The 18,782-nt window shown below is 44.8% G+C and carries 18 protein-coding genes; 10 read left to right on the top strand and 8 right to left on the bottom strand.

Annotated elements, in window-relative coordinates; genetic code table 11:
- Nucleotides 1–29 precede the first annotated feature (29 nt).
- Entirely contained in the window at nucleotides 30–317 is a 288-nt protein-coding gene (locus ACO1B7_RS06600) for a DUF2798 domain-containing protein (RefSeq protein WP_004729094.1), read from the top strand.
- 88 nt (nucleotides 318–405) lie between these two features.
- Here the strand turns inward: ACO1B7_RS06600 and ACO1B7_RS06595 are convergent, their stop codons facing one another.
- The 3 genes from ACO1B7_RS06595 to ACO1B7_RS06585 are packed head-to-tail and all read right to left on the bottom strand — an operon-like array spanning nucleotide 406 to nucleotide 2,861.
- Entirely contained in the window at nucleotides 406–1,707 is a 1,302-nt protein-coding gene (locus tag ACO1B7_RS06595) for a DUF445 domain-containing protein (RefSeq protein WP_004729096.1), read from the bottom strand.
- A gap of 11 nt (nucleotides 1,708–1,718) precedes the next feature.
- Nucleotides 1,719–2,270 carry a CC0125/CC1285 family lipoprotein gene (locus tag ACO1B7_RS06590; protein ID WP_004729097.1) on the bottom strand — a complete coding sequence of 184 codons (552 nt, stop codon included), beginning with the start codon at nucleotides 2,268–2,270 and terminating at the stop codon, nucleotides 1,719–1,721.
- A 51-nt stretch (nucleotides 2,271–2,321) separates the two neighbouring features.
- Nucleotides 2,322–2,861: a DUF924 family protein gene (locus tag ACO1B7_RS06585; RefSeq protein ID WP_423089931.1), complete on the bottom strand. Its 540-nt coding sequence runs from the start codon at nucleotides 2,859–2,861 to the stop codon at nucleotides 2,322–2,324.
- Between the two features lie 211 nt (nucleotides 2,862–3,072).
- Here ACO1B7_RS06585 and gshA point away from each other — a divergent pair, with 211 nt between their 5' ends.
- Both gshA and ACO1B7_RS06575 read left to right on the top strand, forming a co-directional pair.
- A complete protein-coding gene (gene gshA / locus ACO1B7_RS06580; protein ID WP_005245643.1) occupies nucleotides 3,073–4,650 on the top strand; it encodes a glutamate--cysteine ligase in 1,578 nt (525 codons plus the stop codon).
- A gap of 19 nt (nucleotides 4,651–4,669) precedes the next feature.
- Nucleotides 4,670–5,197 carry a disulfide bond formation protein B gene (locus tag ACO1B7_RS06575; RefSeq protein ID WP_004729102.1) on the top strand — a complete coding sequence of 176 codons (528 nt, stop codon included), beginning with the start codon at nucleotides 4,670–4,672 and terminating at the stop codon, nucleotides 5,195–5,197.
- Between the two features lie 52 nt (nucleotides 5,198–5,249).
- Here ACO1B7_RS06575 and ACO1B7_RS06570 read toward each other — a convergent pair whose 3' ends face one another.
- Nucleotides 5,250–6,581, bottom strand: a complete 1,332-nt coding sequence (locus ACO1B7_RS06570) for a PGAP1-like alpha/beta domain-containing protein (RefSeq protein WP_004729104.1) — start codon at nucleotides 6,579–6,581, stop codon at nucleotides 5,250–5,252.
- 246 nt (nucleotides 6,582–6,827) lie between these two features.
- Between ACO1B7_RS06570 and ACO1B7_RS06565 the strand changes: the two genes are divergently transcribed.
- From ACO1B7_RS06565 to urtE, 7 genes are all read left to right on the top strand, one after another.
- Nucleotides 6,828–7,421, top strand: coding sequence for a YqiA/YcfP family alpha/beta fold hydrolase (locus tag ACO1B7_RS06565; protein WP_243474484.1), 594 nt, complete (start codon nucleotides 6,828–6,830; stop codon nucleotides 7,419–7,421).
- A 1-nt stretch (nucleotide 7,422) separates the two neighbouring features.
- Nucleotides 7,423–9,303, top strand: coding sequence for a DNA topoisomerase IV subunit B (gene parE / locus ACO1B7_RS06560; protein ID WP_423089930.1), 1,881 nt, complete (start codon nucleotides 7,423–7,425; stop codon nucleotides 9,301–9,303).
- Nucleotides 9,304–9,664: 361 nt separating this feature from the next.
- Nucleotides 9,665–10,945, top strand: coding sequence for an urea ABC transporter substrate-binding protein (gene urtA / locus ACO1B7_RS06555; RefSeq protein ID WP_004729110.1), 1,281 nt, complete (start codon nucleotides 9,665–9,667; stop codon nucleotides 10,943–10,945).
- Nucleotides 10,946–11,039: 94 nt separating this feature from the next.
- The gene (urtB, locus tag ACO1B7_RS06550; protein WP_004729112.1) at nucleotides 11,040–12,671 is read left to right on the top strand and encodes an urea ABC transporter permease subunit UrtB; all 1,632 of its coding nucleotides are present in this window, start codon (nucleotides 11,040–11,042) and stop codon (nucleotides 12,669–12,671) included.
- 4 nt (nucleotides 12,672–12,675) lie between these two features.
- Complete coding sequence (gene urtC / locus ACO1B7_RS06545; protein ID WP_004729114.1) at nucleotides 12,676–13,749, top strand: urea ABC transporter permease subunit UrtC; 1,074 nt, start codon at nucleotides 12,676–12,678, stop codon at nucleotides 13,747–13,749.
- On the top strand, nucleotides 13,746–14,564 hold the full coding sequence (gene urtD, locus ACO1B7_RS06540; RefSeq protein ID WP_004647213.1) for an urea ABC transporter ATP-binding protein UrtD: 819 nt from the start codon (nucleotides 13,746–13,748) through the stop codon (nucleotides 14,562–14,564). The genes urtC and urtD overlap by 4 nt, the downstream gene beginning before the upstream one ends.
- Before the next feature lie 10 nt (nucleotides 14,565–14,574).
- Nucleotides 14,575–15,273: an urea ABC transporter ATP-binding subunit UrtE gene (urtE, locus tag ACO1B7_RS06535; RefSeq protein ID WP_004729117.1), complete on the top strand. Its 699-nt coding sequence runs from the start codon at nucleotides 14,575–14,577 to the stop codon at nucleotides 15,271–15,273.
- A 245-nt stretch (nucleotides 15,274–15,518) separates the two neighbouring features.
- Here urtE and ACO1B7_RS06530 read toward each other — a convergent pair whose 3' ends face one another.
- The 4 genes from ACO1B7_RS06530 to ACO1B7_RS06515 all read right to left on the bottom strand — a co-directional run bounded on the left by ACO1B7_RS06530 (nucleotide 15,519) and on the right by ACO1B7_RS06515 (nucleotide 18,516).
- On the bottom strand, nucleotides 15,519–16,226 hold the full coding sequence (locus ACO1B7_RS06530; RefSeq protein ID WP_004729120.1) for a phospholipase D family protein: 708 nt from the start codon (nucleotides 16,224–16,226) through the stop codon (nucleotides 15,519–15,521).
- 66 nt (nucleotides 16,227–16,292) lie between these two features.
- Entirely contained in the window at nucleotides 16,293–17,015 is a 723-nt protein-coding gene (locus ACO1B7_RS06525; RefSeq protein WP_004729122.1) for a hypothetical protein, read from the bottom strand.
- A 172-nt stretch (nucleotides 17,016–17,187) separates the two neighbouring features.
- Nucleotides 17,188–17,700, bottom strand: a complete 513-nt coding sequence (locus ACO1B7_RS06520; RefSeq protein WP_004729124.1) for a GNAT family N-acetyltransferase — start codon at nucleotides 17,698–17,700, stop codon at nucleotides 17,188–17,190.
- 81 nt (nucleotides 17,701–17,781) lie between these two features.
- A complete protein-coding gene (locus tag ACO1B7_RS06515; protein WP_004281284.1) occupies nucleotides 17,782–18,516 on the bottom strand; it encodes an outer membrane protein OmpK in 735 nt (244 codons plus the stop codon).
- Nucleotides 18,517–18,782 lie beyond the last annotated feature (266 nt).

The raw sequence follows: 18,782 nt of genomic DNA, 5'->3' as shown, positions 1-18,782 counted from the left end.
TCATCTGAAAACAGTAAAAAGAGCATGTCGTGGCTGCATCACAACGTCCGACCATTATCGGTCATATTCCTAAACTCCCTGCAAAATGGGCATTGATTATTGTGCCTTTTATCCTGTCCTGCCTGATGAGTGGCATTATTTCCATGATCAATATGCTGCGTAATCTTGGCTGGATTGATGGATTTATAGCACTCTGGTTTCATAACTGGATGATTTCCTGGGCGATTGCTTTTCCGATTGTAGTGACCTTATTGCCTTTTGTACGTAAATTCACTGGGCTATTGGTCGATATGTCCGGATCTCAGCCACCCAAATGATCATTTTTTAAATCTTAAATTTGATCTGGCTGGAGTCAATTCTTGGATATTTTAAAAGTCGGGATGTATGGGACGAATAGCGTCATCTTTAAATTAAATGCTCTACCGCCGCCCGGATAATCCCAAGCACCAGACCGATACAGGCACCGACCACGACTCCATTGACCCGGATCATATGCAGGTCGCCGCCGACTTCATTTTCAATCTTGTCGATCATCTCGCTTGAATCCCATTCGTGAATGCGCTCGCTGATAAAACGAATCACTTTTTCACTATACTGGTCACTCAGGTCAACCGCGATTCCGCTGAGACGTTTATTCAGCAGCTCACGTACCGAGGCATTCGAGATAATATTTTCTCCGACCTGCTGGATGGCAATTCTAAGATTTTCCGCAATCCCCGAATCCGGTTTTTGCAAGTCAGCCTTGATCGCATCACATAAAATCACCACCGCACCGCTGATAAAATTCAGCACTTGTGGGCTATCCAGTAAGGCATCTTTGGTTTCATTCAGACGCTGGCTGGCTTCACTGTCATTATCCGCCAGCTGCAACATCCAGCTATGTCCCATGTTCTCAATTTTAAGTCGCCATGGATGATCTGGATCGGCCAGCATGGCTTCAACGCGCCCGATCACGGAATCAATACTGCGTTGCTGCACGTCAATCCCGATCCAGCTGGCGCCTTTGGCCAGTTTCCACACACCCATTTCCTTAAACAGGTTACGGGTCAGTTCCCGGGTCTGTTCGGGATGAGAGGTCATCCAAGCATGTACCACATCCAGTCCTCGCTGTAACACATCCTGATGGAAATCATTGTCCAGTACTGCGCGTAGCATTTCACTGGCCAAGGTATTGATCTGGGTGTTTTTGACCCATTGCACACTATTGCTCTGGATAAATCCGGCAATCTGTTCCTGTCCCACAAATTCAAAGATTTTAGGCACCGTCTGCTGAATGACCTGAGTCACTTGGGCATTATTTTGCGGATTGGCCAGCCAGCGTCCTGCAGCCAGACTCAGGTCGGTACTGTCCAGACTGCGCTGTACAATTTGCGGAGAAAGAAAATTTTCCTGCACAAAACGGCCCATTGACTCTGCAATACGGGCCTTGTTACGTGGAATGATTTCGGTATGGTCACGTAAAAACTTGGGAATGGGCAATCTGCCAAAAGGGTTACGAAACAGCACCGTAATCGCATACCAGTCCGCCAGGCCACCGACCACACCCGCTTCTGCCGAGAGCATCAGAATATGAATGAGCCAGACATATTCGGGTAGCAATTTGGCTGCCACCATCAATGCCAACCAGGTCAGTACGGCGACCACCAGGGCGATGGTCGCGAAACGTTTACTGCGTTGTAAGCTCGGGGAGATACGCTCTGTCTGCATAGATCATCCTGTCAGGAGGGATTGGCCGGTTGCGGTTGCAGCACTGCACCGGATGGACTTAAACCATATTTAGCCCCAAGTGAATGTAAAATCAAGCGGGCATCAAAGGCATCTTGAGGCGCCTGATTGGCCTTGAAGCATTCAATGGTATAGGCCACCTGGGCAGGATCCAGAGTCACGGTATAGGGACGGTCATAGAATGGGTCTGGCCAGAACCCCGGATATCGGCGGTAATACCCGTACGGATAAAAGCTCGGTGCCGGATAGACGATGGCCTGCCGTGGAGGTTGTTGAGTACGGTTACTTGGATCATTCAGTACCCTGAAGAACTGAAAGCCATTTTGTACGGTAGTCTGTGCGGCTTTGAGCAGGGTAATTTCTTCAGCTGTGCCAAAGCTCATATTGGGACGGGCCTGAAAGCTGATACGGTAAGTGTTGCTGTTGAGGGGAGTGGTACTGTAGCGACCTAACTGATCAAATGTTAAGGGCTTTGAGGGTGTGGTTGCACAGCCAGTCAGGCTGATGGCAGCAATCACACTCAATCCCAGTAGCATGTTTTTCATGTTCGATCTCCTGATGCAATGATCCAGTCCGGACAGCGGTCTTAAAAAATCTTAAAAACTGCTATCGGGCTGGGTCAGGAAAGTAAGTTCTTCATCGGTCGATGCACGACCCAGAATCTGGTTTCGGTGCGGGTAACGTCCAAAGCGGTCAATAATGACCTTGTGCTTTTTCTCGAATTCCAGATTGGTCGGATTGCCCAGACGCTGAAACAGTTTTAAGGCGAATTCATGAATCAGTTTGGATTCGCTGTGCATAAATGGCATATACAGAAAGGCACGCTGTTCCGGACTGAGCTGTTGATCCAGGTTCAGGCTGATGGCTTCCTGAGCCAAGGCCAGTGCCAGACTGTCTTGGGCGAAAGCTTGGGGAGAATCACGGAATAAATTTCGTGAAAATTGATCTAGCACAATAATTTCGGCCAGCCGGCCTTCTGCGGTTTTACGCCAGCCCCAAAGTTCAGCCTGGGCTGCCTGCTGATGGGTGCTCATGAACTGCTGCGCAATACTTTGGTCGAATTCATGACTTTGGCTAAACCATAAGGGCTGGCTGTCCGCATGAAACCAAAAGTCTGAAATATCTTGATAATTCATAATATTTACAATTCATTAGCATCTATTTGTTAATAAAATCACAAATTTTCCATGTCTTATAGAGGAAGTTTGTGTTAAAAATTTGCCAAATTAAAAATCAATGGTTTGCCTGAAAACTAGGCAGCCTGTCATATGCCGGCACGAAATCACGTTATACTGATTAAACCGATGATTTTAATTTAATAATTTAGCCCCCTTAAGCGAGATTGTAATGAGTCAACCTGAATCGACTTCCCAAAATGTGTTACCGACCTGGGTCGAGTCGTCACTCATCAAAGGCATGTTGCGTGGTATCGAGCGTGAAAGCTTACGTATGCAAAGTGATGGTTTCCTGTCACAGGCAGCGCATCCTCGTGCCTTGGGTTCAGCCTTGACTCATCCACATATCACCACGGACTATTCTGAAGCATTGATGGAGTTTATTACTCCGCCACAGGACAGTATTAAAAAAGCGCTGGACTATCTCAGCGATATTCATGCGATTGTCCATCGTCATCTGGAAAATGATGAAAAGCTCTGGCCTTTGTCGATGCCGTGTATGCTGGACAGCCGCGATGACAGCATTCCGCTGGCACAGTATGGCAGCTCGAATATCGGCCTGTTTAAAACCTTGTATCGTCATGGTTTAGGCGTGCGTTATGGTCGCCGTATGCAGACGATTTCAGGCGTGCATTACAACCTGTCTTTCCCGGATCATCTGTTCGAGGCCTTACAACAGCAGGAACAGGACGAGGCGCTGCAAGCATTGAGCTTGCAGGATTATCGCAGTCATCGTTATATGGGCCTGATCCGCAACTTTATTCGTCTGACTCCACTGGTGATGTTCCTGGTGGGGGCCAGTCCGGCGGTTTGCCAGTGCTTTATGACTGGCCGTGATCATTTCTTGCTGCCATTGGTGAAAGGCACCTTGTATTCGCCTTATGCGACTGCGCTGCGTATGGGACGTTTTGGTTATCAAAACTCTGCGCAGAAACAGCTCGGTATTCACTACAATAATTTGCAGGACTATCTGGACGGGCTGCAAAAAGCCGTCAAAACGCCGTATAAACCGTTTAGTCGTCTGGGACTGGATGATGCCAATGGCCAGCCGATCCAGATCAATGATCATGTGCTGCAAATCGAAAATGAATATTACAGTCTGGTGCGTCCGAAACAGGTGCCGATCGCGGGTGAAACGCCGTCACAGGCACTGGAAAATCGTGGGATTGCCTATGTCGAGCTGCGCGCAGTCGATGTCAATCCATACAGCCCGATTGGCATTAATGAAGATACGGCCGGTTTCCTTGAAGTGGTAGCCTTGTACTGTTTATTGCAAGACAGTCCGGCGCTTCTTAGTGATGAACAGGATATTATTGAGCAGAATCAAGCCGAGGTCGTCAACCGTGGCCGTGCGCCAAATGCCGCAATTATGGAAAATGGCCAGTCTTATCCGATTGAAGACTGGTGTGCCATGCATTTGCAGCGTATGCATCCCTTGGCCAAGCTGTTAAATTCGGCCTATGACAGTACTCTATATACTGATGCTTTAAAAACCATGATGATCCGGGTCGATGAAGTCGATGCCACCTTGTCTGCTCTGGTGGTCGGGGATACACGTGAGCAGGGCGGTATGTGGCATTTTGGCCAACATCTGGCCCAACAGCACAGCAGTGTCTATGAAGAACATCAGCTCAGCCCGGAAACCCTGGCTTATTTTGAAGAAATGTCACAAAAGTCATTGCAGCAGCAACAGCAACTCGAGCAAGATAGCAGCGTCAGTTTTTCTGATTATTTAGCCCAATATCGATAAAAAAATAAGAGGATTCACCATGCAATGGGGTTATCGCTTCGTGAGTGGTATGTTGTTTCTGGCTGCTGTCATCGGCATGGCATTTGCCTTATATCTTGAGCATGTACAAGGTCTGGCGCCTTGTCCGCTCTGTGTGTTTCAGCGTGTCGGATTAATCGGACTCGGGATCATCTCACTAATCGCATGCCTGCATAATCCTGCATCCAATGTCATGAAGCGGCTGTATGCCTTGCTGGGTTCGCTCAGTATTTTGTGGTCTGTGGGCGTGGCTGCGCGTCATGTCTGGTTACAGAACCTGCCACCGGATCAGGTACCGAGCTGTGGTCCCGGTCTGGAATACTGGCTGGAAACCCTGCCAATGCAGTCCGTACTGCAGCAGGTCTTAAATGGTTCGGGGGAATGTGCTGCGATTGACTGGACTTTCTTGGGTCAGTCCTTGCCTGTCTGGTCTTTGATCTTCTTTAGTATTTTATTGCTGGTCAGTTTATGGCAATTGCTGCGTAAATATAAAACCGTAGCGGTTAAACGACTCAGAGATAAATATTAATTCCGCATTTAAAAAAAGTCCTCAATCGAGGGCTTTTTTATTTTGCTTAAGTTTAGGTCAGGGCAATGCCTTCCAGACTGTCCAGATCCATCACATATTCATGAATCTGATCAAAGGCTTCATCTTCTACACTTGGATAGAACCAGCGCGCCACCTGCTCGGCCACCAGCGGATGATACTGAATTTCAAAATGGTTCAGGCCATAGAAAATCGCCTTGTTTGCATCTGGGACTTTGAGCTGAAAGCGCGGATTGGGATGCTCGCCCAAAGCACTTTCAATACTGACCAGATAATCGCCAATCACATGCAAGGTCTTGTTCTTGCGGTTTTCAAACTCGATGGTGCCGGCGACCAGATAGGTATCGATATGAGATGGAATCGGGGCAGGTTTACGGTGATCGTCCATAAAGCCGATCCGAAGCGGATTATGCTCCCAGTCATCATCTCGGACGCTACCATGGCGTAAATCCAGAATACCGTTACTGCGAATATTGACCAGATGGCCAAGCAACCGGATCAATGGAAAATGTCCGAGTTTGTCCTGCAAGCTAAAACCAAAACGTTCCAGTACCGCACCATGATGCGGTGAACCCAGACAGACTAGATTTTCCACCATATTGACCCAGCTATAGACATTCTGCTTGCCATAAAACAGCGCACTACGAGAGACCAGACCACCCATGCTATGCCCGATCAGGTCAATACTGGTAATTCTCGGATTGCGAGCAATCAGATCCTGTAAGGTATTCGCCAGACTTCGACCATTGGCAGAAATCCGGCGTCCAGTATTGTAATTCAGATAGAGCATGGTATTGCGGTCACGCTGCGCCAGTAATTTTGCCCCAATGCCCTCATATTTGCGATTTGACCAGTCTAAATGGTTCATGCATAAGCCATGTACAAACAAAGTAATACGACCGCTTAGCTCACCTTTTTGCAGCGAGCCATAATGGTCATAGATCACCATCGGCAAGGCCAGAGGATTCTGATATTTCAGCAGATAATCCCCGATAATGCCATTTAAGACACTGACCAGGAAATGCAAGGAAGGTGTCAGCGGTTTATTATGCAGTTTAGGAAAGCGTTCAATAATCTGGCGCAAAGCAGGGGCAATCAGGGTATTGCCGTAATGAAACAGCATGTCATAAGACATTTGATAGAGCCGCACGATTGAAGGAATATTCTGAATTTTTTCTGAATTATTTTCACTTAAACCAAAAATACTCATTAAGATTTCGCGTTGAATACTCTTGATCAGCTCCTGAACCACATCGTTAAAGCGCATCGTCACCAGCTGCGCCAGACCTTCCAGTACATCGGCCTGACTCGGCGGGGTTCGGTCCCATCGACAATAGGTTTCATGTAACGGTGTCAAACTTGGCATCTGATCCTGTCCTTTCAATGAGCCGCATGTGGTGCCATCTTTCTTTTTAAAGAACTTCGCGGTATAAATTCTTTTTCTTGTTGAGTTTCCTGATTTTGAGGGCCTCAGCTTAAAATAACGAGAATGAGAGAAGATTTTGAGCTTTTTTGTCAGACAATTTAAGCAATTAACTGGTCTTATAACGTAGTGTACTTCACATTATTTAAATTAAATTTTGATGATTGATGGGTTTTTTGTTGGTAGTTCATGAATATCATTTATTTGCATGGTTTTAAGAGTAATTCGAACTCGATCAAGGGGAAATTGCTGCAACATTACTGTGCAAAGTATCCTGAAATTCAGGTACATTTACCCGATTTAAACATGTCACCGAACGCTGCCATTGCGCATGTTTCTGAACTGATTGAATCGATGCATAATGTGGCATTACTGGGCAGCAGTCTCGGCGGATTTTATGCGACACATCTGGTCGCACAGCATGCTGTGCCTGCTGTACTGATCAATCCGGCAATGCGACCATGGCAACTGTTTCGTGAACTGTTTGACGAGCAACTGCCTTATCAAGTCCATCCGAACTGGTGTCTGGATGAGGCAGATCTGTTACAACTGCAGCAATTGGCCCTGCCTGTTGCACAAGATGCAGACAAAATACTGGTTCTGCTGCAACAAGGCGATGAAGTTTTGGATTATCGTGAAGCACATCGTTATTATAGTGCTGCGCATCCCCCTGCAATGCTGATGACTGAAGCGCATGGCAGTCACGGGATGGATGATTTTGCGGAAAAAATTCCGTTCGTCTTACAGTTTTTATTGGACTGCATAAAAAAGGAAACCGAATAACGTGTCTCAATATACGGCTCAATCTCTTGAAGTTTTATCTGGTTTGGATCCGGTCCGTCGTCGTCCGGGCATGTATACCGATACTTCTCGTCCCAACCATTTGGCACAGGAAGTGATTGATAATGCTGTCGATGAGGCACTGGCAGGGCATGCCAACAAGATTACCGTCACGGTCTATAAAGATGGTTCTTTATCAGTCGAAGACAATGGCCGTGGTATGCCAGTGGATATTCACCCTGAATATGGCCAGAGCGGTATTGAAATTATCATGACCAAACTGCATGCCGGCGGTAAGTTCAGCACCGATAATTACCAGTTTTCCGGTGGTTTGCATGGCGTCGGGATTTCAGTGGTCAATGCGCTTTCGACCCGTGTAGAGGTCGAAGTTCAGCGTCAGGGTAACCTGTACAGAATGGCCTTTGAAAATGGCGAACCGGTTGCACCGCTTGAAGTACTGGCAGGTAAGGCACCGAAACGGGTATCAGGAACTATGGTACAATTCTGGCCTGAAGCCAAATATTTTGATTCTCCTAAATTTGCCCTCAAAGCTTTAAAACATAATCTCAAAGCCAAAGCTGTTTTGGCGGCGGGCTTACAGATCAACTATGTTGATCAGATCAATGATGAAAAGATCACCTGGCAGTTTGAAAATGGTCTGGTTGATTATTTGATGGACGAGCTGGAAGACCGTGAAATTATTCCGGCACCGGCGTTTGTTGCCACAGGCGATGCGGAACGTGCCAGCGCAGAATTTGCAATTTGCTGGAATGTCGAAGGGGGTGAAAGCGTCCAGGAATCTTATGTCAACCTGATTCCGACCGCACAAGGCGGAACGCATGTGAATGGTCTGCGTTCAGGCGTCACCGATGCGATGCGTGAATTCTGTGAACTGCGTAATTTGCTGCCGCGGAATATGAAACTCTCTGCCGAAGATGTCTGGGACGGCGTCAATTATATCCTGTCGCTGAAATTTCAGGAGCCGCAATTCTCAGGTCAGACTAAAGAACGTCTATCGAGCCGTGAAGCAGCTGGAATTGTGCAGAATATTGCCAAAGATGCCTTTGCATTATGGTTGAACCAGAATTCTGACATCGCCATGCAACTGGCAGAAATGGCCATTTCCAAAGCCGGTCGCCGTCTCAAAGCAGCGAAAAAAGTAGAACGTAAGAAAATTGTCGCGGGTCCAACCTTGCCGGGGAAACTGTCGGACTGTGTAGGCCATGATCTGGATCAGTCAGAACTGTTTATTGTGGAAGGGGATTCTGCGGGTGGTTCGGCCAAGCAGGCGCGTGATAAGAACTTCCAGGCGATTATGCCAATTCGTGGAAAAATCCTGAATACTTGGGAAGTCTCTTCTGACGAAGTTCTAGCATCGCAGGAAGTACACAATATTGCGATTGCCATTGGCGTTGATCCGGGTTCGGATGACTTGTCTGAACTGCGTTATGGCAAGGTCTGTATCCTGGCGGATGCCGACTCGGATGGTTTGCATATCGCGACTTTGCTGTGTGCCTTGTTTGTAAAGCATTTTCCTACACTGGTCGAGGAAGGGCATTTATTTGTAGCGATGCCGCCATTATTCCGTATTGATGACAACAAAGATGTGCATTACGCTTTGGATGAAGATGAGCTGAATAGCATCCTGAAAAAATGCAAAACCAAGAATCCGCAAATTACCCGATTCAAGGGGCTGGGCGAGATGAATGCCAGCCAGTTACGTGAAACCACACTTGATCCAAACACGCGCCGTCTGGTGCAACTAGATCTGGATGATGCTCATCATACTGCAGGTTTATTGGATAAACTTTTGGCGAAAAAACGTGCCAGTGACCGTAAAGACTGGTTAGAACAAAAAGGTAATCTGGCAGATTTGGTGGTTTAAACTATCGAATTTAAGCAATAAAAAAATCCCGCAAGCGCGGGATTTTTTTGTTTTAAAACAGTGCAAAAATTACTCAAGATGCTGCACTTTATTTGTACATCATCTTCTATCTCACTTCTGCTATGTTTTCATTGCTCTTTGCGCGACCTACTTAGAGTTAAGCTCGGATACAGCATTTAAATACAGGTTTAATTCTTTTTAGTATTACTAAATTCATGATTCATAATACGAATAATGAGATCAGTTAAATTAATTTTTTTTATTTTTTGAAGCCTTGGCACAGAAATTGAATCACTCCATCCAGATGTACAACAAGACAAGCATGAAAAATGCACCATTATAAAGTTTGGAGAAAAATCTGATGTTCCAACGCAATTTATTTTCAAAAAGTATTTTAGCCGCAACCATGGCAGGGGCTGTTGCATTAACGGGGTGTTCAAAATCTGCTGAAAAAGCAGAAGCCCCGGGCGCAGAAAGCAAAGTCGCAGACAGCGGCGACACGATTAAAGTCGGGATCCTGCATTCATTGTCAGGCACGATGGCAATTTCTGAGACCTCACTGAAAGATACGGCCTTAATGGCGATTAAGGAAATCAATGATAATGGTGGGGTACTGGGTAAAAAACTGGAACCTGTGGTGGTCGATCCAGCATCTGACTGGCCACTGTTTGCAGAGCAAGCACGTCAGCTGATTACCCAAGACAAAGTCGCGGTAATTTTCGGTGCATGGACGTCGGTGTCACGTAAATCTGTCTTACCAGTGGTTGAAGAGCTGAATGGCTTATTGTTCTATCCCGTACAGTACGAAGGCCAGGAACAATCCAAAAATATTTTTTATACCGGTGCTGCGCCTAACCAGCAAGCCATTCCTGCGGTGGAATACTTGATGAGCGAAGAGGGTGGTAAAGCGGAGCGTTTTGTTCTGCTCGGTACAGACTATGTGTATCCACGTACCACCAACCAGATTTTACGTGCTTTTTTAAAGTCTAAAGGCGTGGCTGATGCGGACATCATGGAAGAGTACACGCCATTTGGTCATAGCAACTATCAAACCATTGTCGGCAATGTGAAAAAATTCGCAGCTGGTAAAAAGACTGCGGTGATCTCGACCATCAATGGCGACTCGAATGTGCCGTTCTATCGTGAATTGGGTAATCAGGGCATTAAAGCCTCTGATATTCCCGTCATGGCGTTCTCGGTGGGTGAAGAAGAACTGCGTGGTATTGACACCAAGCCATTGGTCGGTCATTTGGCGTCATGGAACTATTTCATGTCAGTGAAGAATCCGGTCAATACAGAATTTACCAACAAAATGAAGCAGTATGCAGTGGAATTCAAACTGCCGAATGCAGACAAGCTCGTGACCAATGACCCAATGGAAGCAACTTATGTCGGGATTAACATGTGGAAGCAAGCCGTTGAAAAAGCAGGTTCTACAGAGGTCGATAAAGTCCGTGAAGCGATGGCAGGTCAGGAATTCAAAGCCCCATCCGGCTATACCTTAAAAATGGATGCGACGAATCACCACTTACACAAGCCAGTCATGATTGGTCAGATTCGTGGCGATGGACAGTTTGATGTGGTCTATAAAACGCCACAAGCCATCCAGGCACAGCCTTGGAGCCCGTACATTCCGAAATAACAGCTATCTTTTGCCTGCCACAGCCGTGGCAGGTGTCCTCTGATTTTTTTCTTACTCTCCACGGAAAATTTCCAATGGAATAGGGGTGAATATAATGAATATTCGCGTGAATATCGCCGCTATTTTTCTGGTATTTGTACAGGTTATTTGTGTGCAACTGGTATCAGCAGAACAATCCTCAAATAGCACTGCATTGACTGCAGCAATACAACAAGATGCAATCCAGCAATTTGTGCAAGGTGATTTTGCCCAGCGCCGTGCTTTACTGAAGCAATGGCCGGGCAGTATTGAGCAGTTAGATCAGCTTGCAGAATATGTTGAAAACGAGCAGCTTTATAGTGGGGCTAATGGTCAAACCTATATTTTAGAATCGGACGAAAAATTACTCAGCTATCCGAGTCTAGGCATCGTTGCAGATTGGCCGAGTGACTTATCACAAGTGACTTTGGTGAATACCTTGCGTAAAGCGCTCAACTTTGGTTTGGCACAAAGAAAACTCAAATCTGAAGATGCTTCCGAGCGTTTAGAAGCGATTGATATTTATGAAAGCAACTTGGCAGAGCTGAATGTTGCTCACATCAATGCCCTGTATTTGAACGAACAAAATAACAAAGTCAAAGCCCGTTTGGCCCAGCTTAAAGCGCGTCTGGATTATCAAGATGCAAATGTCTTAGTTAAAATTCAAGCGGCGAAAGCCTTGCAAGACTCCAATCGTCCCGATGTCTTGGCGATGATCGACAATGAGCTGACACAGCCGAATATCCATTCTGAGCTGAAAGCGGCTTTGCTTGAAGCGAAAAGCAGTATTAAAACCCGGATTCAAGCCAGTGAATGGACTGGGCATTTATTTTCAGGGCTGAGTACTGCGAGTATTTTACTGCTTGCAGCACTCGGTTTAGCCATTACTTATGGTTTGCTCGGTGTCATCAATATGGCGCATGGTGAGCTCATTATGATTGGCGCCTATACTACTTATGTGGTGCAAAGTCTGTTTAAAAGCTATTTGGGTAGCTATGTCGAGTGGTACTTAATCGCCGCGATTCCTGCGGCATTCTTGGTGAGTGGACTGATCGGCATGTTGATTGAACGTACCGTGATTCGTCCGCTATATGGTCGCCAGTTGGAAACCTTGCTTGCCACTTTTGGTGTCAGCCTGATTCTGATGCAATTGGTACGCATGACTTTTGGTGCGCAAAATGTCGAAGTTTCTAACATTTCCTGGCTGTCAGGCGGGATCTCGATTACTCCAAGCTTGATGCTGCCCTATAACCGTATTGCGATTATTGTCTTTACCATTGCAGTGCTTTTGTTGTTGGTTTACCTACTGAATAAAACCCGTTTTGGCTTGTTTGTACGTGCGGTGACGCAAAACCGTCAAATGGCGCGAGCAGTCGGTATTCGTTCAAGCCGTATCGACATGATGGCCTTTGGTTTAGGTTCAGGTCTTGCAGGACTAGCCGGATGTGCTTTGGCACAAGTCGGTAACGTCGGGCCGGATTTAGGGCAAAACTATATTATTGATGCCTTCTTGGTTGTAGTAGTCGGTGGTGTAGGTCAGGTGTGGGGTGCAGTCCTTGCAGCGCTTGGTCTGGGTATTAGCGGTACAGCCTTGGAAATTGGCATTGGTGCGGTACTGGCAAAAATTGTTCTCTTGGTGCTTGTGATTTTGTTTATTCAGAAACGTCCACAAGGTTTGTTTGCCATCAAAGGCCGTTTTGTGGAGTAAGCACATGAAGATTACACAATTACTTTCAGATAAACCACGTAGCGGTATCGCCATAGCCGTGTGCTTTGCCATCTTATTGGCATTGCCATGGCTACATTTATTACCTGCCGATTCAACCCTGCATTTATCTGCTTATTGGGTCACCTTGATTGGCAAAATCATGTGTTTGGCTCTGGTGGCATTGGCTCTGGATTTGGTCTGGGGCTATGCTGGGATTTTAAGTCTGGGACATGGTTTGTACTTTGCCCTTGGCGGTTATGCCTTTGGGATGTACTTAATGCGCCAGTCTGCAGGCGATAGCATTCCTGACTTTATGCGCTTCCTCAGTTGGACGAAAGTACCGTGGTTTTGGGTCGGTACGGAATACTTCCTTTGGTCATTGGCACTTGTGGTTTTAGTACCGGGTATCATTGCCTTTATTTTTGGTTTCTTTGCTTTTCGCTCGAAAATTAAGGGCGTGTATTTCTCGATTATTACTCAAGCCATGACTTTTGCAGCAGCGCTTCTATTCTTCCGCAATGAAACCGGCTTTGGTGGCAACAATGGTTTTACCGGTTTTAAAACCATTCTAGGCATGGACATTACCTCTGCATCGATGCGTGCGAGTTTGTGCTTTATCACCGCACTGGTATTGCTGCTCTGTTTTGTTGGTTTACGTCATTTAATGAATAAACCCTATGGTCGGGTGTTGGGGGCAATTCGTGACAGCGAAAACCGTCTGCAATATTTGGGTTATCGTACGCTCTGGTACAAGCTCTCTGCTTGGGTGCTTTCTGCGGTTATTGCAGGGATTGCAGGCGCGCTGTATGTGCCGCAAGCAGGCATTATTAATCCAAGTGAAATGAACCCAGTGAACTCGATTGAAATGGCAGTTTGGGTGGCAGCGGGTGGACGTGGCACACTGATTGGCCCACTAATTGGTGCAGGCATCATTAACGGGGTAAAAACCTATTTTACTTCGGCTTATCCTGAAGCATGGCTGTTGATTTTGGGTGCGTTATTTATTGTGGTGACCATCTTTCTGCCAAAAGGCATTATTGGTCTGTTTGACCGTTTTAAAAAGGAGCGTAGCGAATGAGCGAGATCCTACAACCGCATGGTGGTCATGCCACTGAAGGCTATGGTCGTCCTAAAGAACAAGGCGCGGACTTTACCCACGGTATTGCGCTGTATTTAGAAAAAGTCAGCGTCTGGTTTGATGCTTTTCGTGCCTTAAATGATTTGTCGCTCTACATTGAAGAAGGGGAATTACGCTGCATCATCGGGCCGAACGGGGCAGGTAAAACCACCCTCATGGATGTGATTACCGGTAAAACGCGACCAACCGAAGGCACAGCATTTTTTGGGCAAAACTACGATTTAGCCAAAATGAGCACTGAACAAATTGCCGAAGCAGGCATTGGGCGTAAGTTCCAAAAACCGACCGTGTTTGAAAATTTCACAGTCATGGAAAATCTATTACTTGCTGCACCCAAAGACAAGCGCGTGAAAAAGAGTTTCTTTAGCAAACTCGATCCCGATGCCCAAAATGCCCTGGATGAATCACTTGCGCAAATTCGTCTGCAAGAGTTCATTAATAAACCTGCTGGCTTGCTGTCGCATGGTCAAAAGCAATGGTTAGAAATCGGCATGTTGTTGATGCAACGTCCAAAACTGATTTTACTGGATGAACCTGTAGCAGGCATGACCGATGCCGAAACCGAGCGCACGGCGGAGCTGTGTTTAGAACTCAAGAAAAATCACACCCTCGTTGTGGTTGAGCATGACATGAGCTTTATCGATACGATTAGTGAAAAAGTCACGGTATTGGCACAAGGCGCAATTTTAGCAGAAGGCACATTGGCAGAAGTACAAGCCAATGAAGATGTCATTGAAAAGTATTTAGGACGTTAAGGAGACCGTGATGTTAGAAGTCAAAGACGTCAATCAATTTTATGGTGGCAGTCATATTTTACGTGATGTGTCGTTGACTGCACCTGTGGGTGAGTGTTCGGTGGTGCTTGGGCGCAATGGTGTAGGGAAAACCACGCTCCTTAAATGTCTGATGGGTATTTTACCGATTAAATCCGGACAGATTTTGCTGGATGGCAAGGACATTTCGAAACTCAGTCCTGAACAGCGTGTCCGTGCAGGTCTGGCTTATGTGCCCCAAGGTCGAGATATTTTTTCAACTTTAACTGTGGAGGAAAACATCCTCATTGGTATGGCGAAATTTAAAGGCGCAAAGACACGCAAAGTGCCTGAGCATCTCTATGAAATTTTCCCTGTGTTGGATGAAATGAAGCACCGCCGTGGCGGAGATTTGTCTGGTGGGCAGCAGCAGCAGCTTGCCATTGCACGTGCACTTGCTTCTGAACCGCGTGTGCTGATTTTGGATGAACCGACTGAAGGTATTCAGCCATCCATTATTAAAGATATTGGTCGTGTGATTCGTAAGCTTGCCGATGGCGGTGAGATGGCAATTGTGCTGGTCGAACAATTCTATGACTTTGCTGAAGAACTTGCCGATGGATATACCGTGATGGCACGTGGGCAGGTTGTGGCGCAAGGTGTGGGCAGTGAAATGCCTGAGAAAGGTATTCGGGAGTTGGTGGCGATTTAAGGCTTTTAGCTCCTTCTCCTATGGGAGAAGGCGGGGGATGAGGGTTTATCTTTATTTACCTCTCCCTAATCCTCTCCTAGAAGGAGAGGGAAAAAGCCTCCCTAAGCAAGATATAAGCACTGCTTTATATCGAAGCGTAAGAAAGGGAGGTTTGGAGGGATTAAATTTTAAATCTCCTCTTACGAAGCAGAGCTTCTCATCTCTTAAAGAGAGAGGGGAATTTTCTTTTTTGAATAATGGAGGGATCAGATCTTCGTATTTTCATTCCATAAAAAATAGCCGCCGTACTGACTTGGAAGGTATTCACCACCGATGGATTTGCCTTGGTCAGTTAAAAAATGTTTACCCGTGTCATTCAACTTTAAAAAGCCTTTATCCACTAACTTTTCAAGTAAATCTGCTGTTTTAATTTTATATTTGGCAGCCAGTTTGGAGGTGGTCAATTTACTAAAGGCATTAGCTTCTTCATCAGTTTGACCTAAATCCTCAGTGTTCGGATTAGCTTTAACTTCATCTAAGCTAATCCGGACTTCTTCGCTAATCCGAATAATACGCTGCGCTTCTTCATAAGCATCTTTAAAGACGTCATCATCTTCATATTTACGTACTGAAATACCCATTTCATTGTTATTGACCTGGCTAAATTCATAGAGGTTTAAACTGGAAATAATACATTCCGATTCATTGAGATAGCACTTTGCATGCAGGTTTTTGCAGAAACTCAAACGGACATAGTCCAGTTTTTGAATCCATTTGATTTCTTCAGGATGCAAATCACTTTTGCCATAGACAATGCGAACATCAATTTTTAACCGGTCTTTGTCTTCTAATAATTCTTTAATACGGTCATTGAGACGCAAATACGGACTGATTAAAATTAAACGTTCTTTGGCATTTTTGATGAGTTCTTCTAAGAAAAAATTGGTTGCACTGGTATTTAGAAATTTAGCCATATTTTCCCTGTAATATTTTGAATATTATGTTTGTTATAGGGCAATAAGATATCGCTGAATCAGCAATCACTCAACCTTTAAATACATGCCATCCGCCGAGACATTATGTCCAAAACCACAAGACATCGGATTGCTGCTATTCACCACAATCTGTTGTCCAATTTGAGCGTTAAACTGAAATTTTAAATCAATTTTGCAATCTTCTACGCTGTAATTGGTCTGAGCTTTATTCAGTGGCATGCGGGTTGAAAATTCTCCCATATTTGGTCCATAAATCAGACTGCGCAAACCCATATAGAGTCCATTAAACTCAATTTGGTAGGCATTCGAAGCCCGTTTAACTTCCATCGTATTCCATTGACCAAAACCTGCATAACGAACATATTTTCCTGCAAGACTCTTTGATTTTTCTGGTGCAGGTAACTGTTTTAGATTGAACTGGCTGGCTTTAGCATTCGGGAAAACCGAGAACCAGGCGCGTGCCCATTGCGGCTTTCCAAGCTTGGCATAACTTAAGCCAACATTATTAAACGCCGTGGTGATATCGCGTTCGGAAAAAGCTGTACCACCGTCTTCTACATTCATCGCACAAAAGGATGACCATGCGGCTTGTTGCTCAAATTGCGCTATGGCCTTTTGATATTGTTTTTGGTCGTAGAATTTTTTGCCATTATTTGCATAGCTTTGCACTTTGCTACAGCCTGAACGGAGCTCTTTTTCAAAGTCTGAATCAGCAAAAGTGAGCATACTTAAACTTAAAAGACCAATAGACAATAGAGATTTATACATGGTGTTATTCAGTATGATTTTGAGCTGAATAAAACATAGCCGCTCGTATAAGTAAATAGAACTTGTGCTTATTAAACTGGATAACAACAAAATATCGTGATGGCCAAGTATTAAAAAGCTGAAGAGTAGTGTCCAGAAAGCAGTTCTGGAATAGTTTTAAACTAAGAATGAATCAAGCTTGATCCAGATTGAGTTGTAAGAGTACCAAATCACGCCATTGCCCAAACTTCTGTCCGACTTGCGGCATATAGGCAGTTTGAACGAAACCCAGTTTTTCATGCAGACGAATCGATGAGGTGTTTTCTGAATCAATCGCTGCGACCATGATATGCAATTTCTGTACTTGAGCCTGTTCAATTAAATACTGTAATAATTTAGAACCCAAACCTTGCCCTGCATAATCTGGATTTAAAAAGATGGAATGTTCTACCGTCTGTTGAAAGCCCTGAATACTACGAAACTGATCATAACAAGCATAGCCAGCAACGACTTGATTTTGAATATCTTCAACCACAAAAACCGGGAAATTCTGATTTTTAAGCTGTTTAAACCAGATTTTGAAATAGTTCAGATCAAAGGCTGTTCTGTTCCAGGTCGCAGTACCATAAAGTACTTCCTGATTATAAATCTTGAGGATGGTTTCAAGATCATGTTCGGTCGCAGGTCGAATGTCAAAATCAGGCATATTCTTGTTCTGGTAAGGTTGATCTGAAATCACAGTTTAAAAAAAAGCAGAACCGGAGTTCTGCCTTTGATCATACATCAATTAGAAATGATATTTCACAAGTGCGCTGACATCATTTTGGTCTACGCCTTTATAACCATATTTATTGTTCCAAACTGAATGTTCGATACCTACATAAAGTTTAGTGTCTGGAGAGATATGTTTACCTACATTCCATTTGTACTGAGATGTCCAGTTTAACTCACTTGCGTGACCATTCTTTTCAGCCGTTGACCAATCCAGGAATGCATCAACAAGGAAATCTTCAGTACCTAACTTAAATGGTACTGCGTAAGTGATGGTCATTTGATAATCATCTGCAGTGTTATCATTGTCAGCTTTGTAGAAGTTAATGTTTGCATATTGAGTATATGGAACATTTAAAGCAAAACCAACACCATACAAATAGTTATTAAAGCCTTCGCCACCTTCCCAAGTTGTCGCAACGAGTACGTCCTTGATTAGACCAACTTCAAGTTTAGTTCCTGAAACTGCACTTAAGCTTAAACGCGGTGCAACCTCAAAATAGGTACTATTACCTTCTGGATCATTGTTAGTACGATCAGCGAAAGCAAAGAAATCACCATATTTTAAACCTGCCGCATATTCAGCAGTAACTGTTGTTTGATCAAGCTTTTCATCTTGAGTGAGAAATGGTGATTTATAGTTTTCACCATAAAGACCTGTAACGCTAAAGTCCTGCCAAACTGGTTTTGCTTGAGCAAATGCTGCAGTTGAAGCCAATGCACAAAGTGCCGCAAGTTGTGTAAATTTCATTTAAATCTATCCCCCCGAGAAAGCAGAATAAGCATACAGATTAATAAGTAAAAATAAAGTTAAAAGTGATCGCTGACTTAAATATATTTCAGCCCCCATGAGTTGAATGAAGACGATCATCTTCCTCAGTTTTCATTGCCTTTCGCTGATACTTCTCTAAATTATTATTTTTTAAATAAAGTTGAATATGTAGTGCCTTAAAAGACTGAATGTATAACTAAAAATATAAAATCACTTCAATTTACGATGATTAACTTACAAAATCA

The organism is Acinetobacter lwoffii (assembly GCF_049367455.1).
Classification (GTDB): Bacteria; Pseudomonadota; Gammaproteobacteria; order Pseudomonadales; family Moraxellaceae; genus Acinetobacter; species Acinetobacter lwoffii_W.
This window is presented reverse-complemented; position numbering and strand designations above follow the sequence as displayed.